Here is a 6649-nt window from a genome sequence, read left to right as displayed (position 1 = left end):
ACAATGGTTTCGTACGGGTCGTGCGGCGTGGTGAGGCGGTTTGGAAATACGAGCGTAATGAGCAAGGCGATGTCATCCGCAGGATTGATCCGGAGGGCAACGCGACCGACTACAGCTACGACAAGCGCGGGCAACTGACTGGGGTCTGGTATCCCGACAACAGTTGTCATCGGCTGGTGTGGAATGAGCGTGGGCAGCTTGTTGAAGAACAGCTGCCCAATGGCGGCATCAAGCGCTATCGCTATGACGATCTGGGCCGGCAAGTGTCGCGTGAGGATGAGCACGGCGCGCTGACTCAGTATCAATGGGACGCTGTAGGACGCTTGACTCGCTGGGTACTGCCGGACGGCGCTACGCGGGAATTCAGCTACAACCCCTACGGAAAAATCATCGCCGAACGCGATGAACTCGGCCATCTCACCCGCTACGAATACGCCGACGGCCTGCACCTGATCAGCCGCCGCATCAACGCCGACGGTACTCAGGTCAAGTACCGCTACGACAACGCTCGATTGCTGCTGACTGCCATCGAAAACGAAGTCGGCGAAACCTATCGACTGGACTACCACCCCAACGGCCTGATCCGACAGGAAACCGGCTTCGACGGCCAACGCACCGCCTACGCCTACGACCTCAACGGCAACCTGCTGGAAAAGACCGAACACGGCGACGACGGCAGTCAGCTTGTTACCCGTTACGAGCGCGACCACGCCGGTCGCCTTGTAAGAAAAACTCTGCCCGATGGCAACACGGTCGACTACATCTACGACCGCCAAGGCAACCTCCTCAGTGTCGAAGACGGCCAATGGGCGCTGGCCTACGAGTACGACAAACAAAACCGCCTCACTGCTGAGCACCAGGGCTGGGGCACCTTGCGCTATGGCTATGACGCCTGTGGCCAACTTCAGCATTTACGCCTGCCGGATAATAACCGTCTGACCTTCAACCACGACAAAGGCGGCCACCTGGCCACCGTCGAGCTGAATGGCGCACTGCTGACCTCCCACCTGTTCCACGCCGGCCGCGAACACCAACGCCAACAAGGCCAACTGCTCAGCCACTACCACTACGACGACCAAAACCGCCTGCACGCCCACGCCGTCACCCAGCAAGGAAACCACCTTTACCAACGCCAATACGACTACGACAGAGCCGGCAACCTCGCCCGCCTGCTCGACACCCGCAAAGGCGAACACCGTTACTGCTACGACCCACTCCAGCGCCTGACCCGCGCCGATCATTCACAGGATGTGCAGGAGCGTTTCGGCCACGACCCCGCCGGTAATTTACTCATGCAGGACAGGCCGGGGCCGGACATCCTGGCGGGCAATCGTCTGATGATCCAAGGCGATCACCATTACGACTATGACGCTTTTGGAAATCTAATAAGAGAACGGCGTGGCAAGGGCCAGCAACTGGTCACCGAGTACCGCTACGACTGCCAGCACCGGCTGATCGGCGTCACCCAACCCAACGGCCAAACCGCAAGCTATCGCTATGACCCGTTTGGTCGACGCATCAGCAAAACCATCGAAGAGAAAACCACAGAGTTCTTCTGGCAAGGCGACAAGCTGATCGCCGAACACCATGCCGATCGCCATCGCAGCTACCTCTACGAACCCGACAGCTTCCGTCCGCTGGCACTGCTGGAAGGCTTCGGCCCAGAAGAGACCAAGCCCTACCACTACCAACTCGACCACCTCGGCACACCGCAGGAACTTACAACGCCCGACGGCGACATCGTCTGGTCCGCCCACTACCGCGCCTACGGCGAAATCAGCCGCCTCGACGTCGGCAAAATCGACAACCCGCTGCGCTTCCAGGGTCAGTACCACGACCAGGAAAGCGGCCTGCACTACAACCGGCATCGCTACTACAATCCGGATATTGGCCGCTACCTGACCTCAGATCCGGTAAAGCTGGCCGGTGGGATCAATGCCTACCAGTACGTGCCCAATCCTACGGGTTGGGTGGATCCATTAGGGTTAGCTTGTGTACCCACAGATTGTCCGCAGTCCCAAAATGGAAAGACTTGGAAGTTCAACTCTGATGTCGATCTGGACTGGCGCAAAAAAAACGGTAGTAATTACGAGCAAATGCGTAGAGGTTTGGACGAGGCCTTCCGCAGAGCAGGCATACCCAAGGATGAGTACAGCGTATCCAAATGGGGCAAGGACCAACATGGGAAGTCATTTCCGACCGAATGGCGCGTACAAAAAGGCACAAATAGAGGGGCAGAGGTGAATATTGACGACCCCACCCTTGTTCCAAGCAAAGAAGGTCCGAAATCGCCTCATATTGGTTATCAAACTCCAGGCAAGAGAGCCGGCGGCGGCGCCATAAGAGGCCATATACTTCTAAAGCTGGTCCCCGTTAGCCGGTCTAAAATTGGTACCCCCTGATGAACTACCTAGAAGAGGAAATAGACGATGCCTGCGCAGCTATGGCCATCAATGCCAAAAAGCTTGGACCGGACGAACTCACAACGCTGATAAATGCTCTTACGAGAAGATTTTTCAAATTTCAGAGCAACGTGCTCGACCCCGTCGAACTGAACGAGAAAAGCACGGAACACAACCCTAGTTTCTGGAAGGAAATACAGTACCGCGCTCCCAAAAAGCACCTGATTTTTCTGGTGTTTGATTCAAGATATAGAGGTTGGGAAGTTGACGACGCGCAAACTATTACGTCGATTTTAGGTGAGACCTCTGGATACCCATTCTGGATTACGGATAGACAACTAACGTTCCTAGTACACATGGATGATCATGACTGTGTCATTTGGGCTTGAAGAGGTTCACCACACCTCCTCTATAACTCCAATAGCCAACCCCAATTCGCCGCCCCACCCTCTCCCGCCTAAACTCCCTCCAAGTTGTTTCAACGGACAGAGGATTCACCATCATGGGCAAACGTCACCCCAATCTCCCCGCCTGGCAATGGCGTCATTACCCACAAAACCATCAGCACCCGGCCAACCTGGCCTTGCACCTGATTGCCGTGCCGCTGTTCATCATCGGCTTCCTGTTGATCGTCTCGGGTGTGTTCAGCCTGAGCCTGGTCAGTGTCGCCATCGGCGTGATCGGGATCGTGGCGGGCCTGGCGTTGCAGCGTCACGGCCATAGCCTGGAAGCCCAGGCCAGTGAGCCGTTCAGCGACCGTAAGGACGCGGTGCAACGCCTGGTGGTCGAGCAGTTCGTGACGTTCCCGCACTTTGTGCTCAGCGGTGGCTGGTGGCGTGCCTGGCGCCAGCGCCACCCGCGTTGAGCGTCAGGCGAAGACCACTACGGTCTGGCGACTGAGGGCGATCAATTCGCCGGTCGGGCTCCAGAGCGCGGCGGCGGCGTGGCCATAGCCGTCGCGGGCGTGTTCGATGTTGACGTGGTATTGGCACCAGTCAAGGGTGGTCAGGTCGTGCAGTGGCTGGACCAACTCGATGGTCCAGGTCAGGGTGCTGCCCGGCGCTGGCTTATTGAGGTGCGGGAGCAACGCCGGGGGCCAGGCATCGACCAGTGCGAGGATATGCGCCTCGGTCAGCGGCTCTTCCTTCACATCCCCACGCAAACGCACCCACCCGCCCATTTCACGGGATTTATTGCCGGTAAACGGCAGGCCGCCGACGCTCCAGCGCATTGCCAGGTGTCGCATGAATTCGGGGGTGACGCCCTTGATATACGGCAGTTCCTGGCATTCATTCCAATGTTTGAACACCGGTGGCGGCTCGCTCGCCACGTCGATTTCCGACTGGCGGGCCGCACCGAAACTGGCCTGGACCAGGGTCGCCACTTCACCGTTCTGCACCACACGACCCAGCAATTGGCTGACGGCCTTGCCCTCGCGCAATACTTCAACTTCATAACTGGCCGGCACATCCGGCGCTACCGGGCCGACGAAGGTGATCGCCAGTGAGCGCAGCGGCCGGTCGGCCGGCACCTGCGCCCGCAAGGCCTCGTACTGCAAGGCGGCGACCAGACCACCAAACGTGGCGCGGCCCTGGGCCCATTCGGCGGGAATGGTGACATCCAGCGGATGGCTGCGAGCAGCGTCGAGCAAATCACTAAAGCGCATGGCGACCTCACATCAAGCAAATGATGAGGGGATCTTAACCATCCACCCCGCCAGGTACAGCGCCTATTCCGGCCAAAAGCCGGACCGGTTCAGAAACAATGGGCGCTGAGCTTGTCGAGCACACGGTCCGCCCGTGCCTCGGCCTTGACCACGCCGGCACGCCAGGTCGCAACGCAGGGCTGCAAGTCCGCCTGGTGCTCGGCCTGGAGCAGCCATTGCCAGCAATCATGCCAATCACCCAGAGCACCCTGCGCTTTTTTCAAACCGGCCACGGCGTTGGCCGGCAGCTTGTCCAATTCGGGATACGCTTCGGCCGCATAGCGCACACGCTTGATCAGCAAGCGCAAACGGTGGCGATCATGTTCTGGATCCTTGAGCGCGTGCTCAAGGGTTTTCCATTGCTTGGCCAGGCGTTTCTGGATGCGTGAGCGCAGGCCCTTGAGCAGTTTCTGGTGTTGGGATGCACGGATAAAGCGTGGAAACGCATCAAGGATCTGCAGCAGGTGGGCCAGCTCCGGGCTTTGCGCCACCTGGCGATAGGCCTCAGGCTGCAGGCGCAGACGACGCTCAGCCGCCTGCTGGTGCCCGTGCTGTTGCAAGTACGCCGCCAGCACTTCACGGTCACGCAGTGGGGTGGTCAATTGGCCGACCGTGCGGGCAGCGGATTCAAGCTGTTCGACACCCGGCAACCCGCGCAAGGGCCGCAACAGGCTGCGCAGGCGGCGCACCGTGGTGCGCAGATCATGCAGGGCTTCATCGTCGGTGACGGCAGCAAGACGAGCCTGGCAGCTCAGCAACCCTACTTCCAGGCCAATGACCTGAGCAACTAACTGATTGACCAGCGCTGACATCCTGCCCTCCCTTTGCGATGAAAAATGCTATGCGTGGCTGATCAACGCCCGGCGCGTGACTCACGAATATAGAAGCGCGCCTTCTCGGCCTTGTTGGAGCAGCCTTCGAACGCTTCGAATTGCTGCTGGGTCTTGGCCCCCGTCAACAGCGACAACGCCTTGGAGTAGCTGACGGTGCCGGCGAAGCCCTCGGCCTTGGCCAGGTCCAGTTCTTTCCAGGCGGCATCCAACTGCGACCCGCAGCTGTCGCGATACGCGGTCTTCCCGGCACAGCCCGCCAAGGCCAACAGGATCACAGGTACACACATCCAGGCTTTCATTGATGACACCTCAAAATATACAAAATCTGTCGTAGCCTGTAGACGTTGCCTACAGGGAAAAGTGCCTTGTCCCTAGCCTGAAATCAGTAGTACCTATTGCCAGAGCATACCCGAGCCTCGTAGCGATTCTGGAAAAATATTCTCAGGGCTCACCAAGGATTGAAGCGGCCCCCTGGATGGGTGCATTGTGGGCACCTGTTTTGCGAAGGGTCTGGTCATGAAAAAACGTGTTGCCTTGGTGTTGGGCTCCGGCGGGGCCAGGGGCTACGCCCATATCGGCGTGATCGAAGAAATCGAACGACGCGGCTACGACATCGCCTGTATTGCCGGCTGCTCGATGGGCGCCGTGGTCGGCGGAATCTATGCCGCCGGCAAGCTGGACGAGTATCGAAACTGGATCGAAAGCCTGGATTACCTCGACGTATTGCGCCTGGTGGATGTGAGCTTTCGCCTGGGCGCGATTCGCGGTGAAAAGGTGTTCGGGCAGATCCGCAAGATCGTCGGCGAAATCAATATCGAAGACCTGCGCATCCCCTACACCGCCGTGGCCACCGACCTCACCAACCAGCAGGAAATCTGGTTCCAGGAAGGTTGCCTGCACCAGGCCATGCGCGCCTCGGCAGCGATCCCCAGCCTGTTCACGCCGGTGATGCAAGGCAACCGCATGCTGGTGGACGGTGGTTTGCTCAACCCGTTGCCTATCGTGCCGGTGGTGTCGAGCCATTGCGACCTGATCATTGCGGTCAACCTCAACGCCACCAACCAGAAGCACTATCACCTGCCGGTGATCCAGCGCCCGCCGGCATTCAAAAGCCGCTTCAACAGCCTGGCCAAATCATTGGGCTCGCACCTGCCGTTTCGGCGTAAACAGGCCGAGCAACTGATGAAGCTCGAGCAGGAAGCCTTGCAGGCCCAGGCCGCCGAGATCAACCCATGGCTGGACTCGGCCGAGCCCGAATCCCAGCAACCCGCCGCCGCCCCGGAAAAAGCCGGCGCGCCGAAGTCGGCCACGGGCTCGTTCATCATCGACAATGTCGGACCCGCCTCACTGCTGGACCTGATCAACCAGAGTTTCGAAGTGATGCAAACGTCATTGGCACAATACAAAATCGCCGGTTACCCGCCGGATGTGCTGATCAACGTGCCAAAGCGAGTGTGCCGTTTTTTCGAGTTCTACAAGGCTCCGGAGTTGATCGCGCTGGGGCGGGAAATTGCCAGCGATACCTTGGATCGGTATGAGAGTGAGCAGGCCTGAAACTCTGGCTGTTATGGATGCCCTCATCGGGAACGTTGTAGGCCGTAGCAGCCAACGGTACCCACGATGCGAAGCGAGTCGCTCTTGATCTTGATCTGCTTTTGATCTCAGGCGCCCCGTTAAACCACGCTGGCCGAACGCAGGCTTGAATCCGT

7 protein-coding genes are annotated in these 6649 nt (G+C 59.0%); 4 read left to right on the top strand and 3 right to left on the bottom strand.

Annotated features, from left to right (window positions below):
- The 3 genes from BFP93_RS29265 to BFP93_RS14250 all read left to right on the top strand — a co-directional run.
- On the top strand, positions 1-2402 hold a 2402-nt coding region (locus BFP93_RS29265; RefSeq protein WP_256095210.1), incomplete at its 5' end, for an RHS repeat-associated core domain-containing protein.
- Complete coding sequence (locus BFP93_RS14255) at positions 2402-2791, top strand: hypothetical protein (RefSeq protein ID WP_065893607.1); 390 nt, start codon at positions 2402-2404, stop codon at positions 2789-2791. The genes BFP93_RS29265 and BFP93_RS14255, both read left to right, overlap by 1 nt.
- 113 nt (positions 2792-2904) lie before the next feature.
- The gene (locus BFP93_RS14250; protein WP_065893606.1) at positions 2905-3267 is read left to right on the top strand and encodes an Mpo1-like protein; all 363 of its coding nucleotides are present in this window, start codon (positions 2905-2907) and stop codon (positions 3265-3267) included.
- A gap of 3 nt (positions 3268-3270) precedes the next feature.
- Here the strand turns inward: BFP93_RS14250 and BFP93_RS14245 are convergent, their stop codons facing one another.
- From BFP93_RS14245 to BFP93_RS14235, 3 genes are all read right to left on the bottom strand, one after another.
- Entirely contained in the window at positions 3271-4068 is a 798-nt protein-coding gene (locus BFP93_RS14245; RefSeq protein ID WP_065893605.1) for an acyl-CoA thioesterase, read from the bottom strand.
- A gap of 89 nt (positions 4069-4157) precedes the next feature.
- Positions 4158-4919 (bottom strand): CHAD domain-containing protein, encoded by a 762-nt coding sequence (locus tag BFP93_RS14240; protein WP_065893604.1) that lies wholly within the window; start codon positions 4917-4919, stop codon positions 4158-4160.
- Between the two features lie 41 nt (positions 4920-4960).
- A complete protein-coding gene (locus BFP93_RS14235; protein WP_003238638.1) occupies positions 4961-5239 on the bottom strand; it encodes a hypothetical protein in 279 nt (92 codons plus the stop codon).
- Positions 5240-5456: 217 nt separating this feature from the next.
- Between BFP93_RS14235 and BFP93_RS14230 the strand changes: the two genes are divergently transcribed.
- The gene (locus BFP93_RS14230) at positions 5457-6494 is read left to right on the top strand and encodes a patatin-like phospholipase family protein (protein WP_065886464.1); all 1038 of its coding nucleotides are present in this window, start codon (positions 5457-5459) and stop codon (positions 6492-6494) included.
- Positions 6495-6649 lie beyond the last annotated feature (155 nt).

The sequence above is a fragment of the Pseudomonas sp. 44 R 15 genome (assembly GCF_900004965.1).
Classification (GTDB): Bacteria; Pseudomonadota; Gammaproteobacteria; order Pseudomonadales; family Pseudomonadaceae; genus Aquipseudomonas; species Aquipseudomonas orientalis_A.
This window is presented reverse-complemented; position numbering and strand designations above follow the sequence as displayed.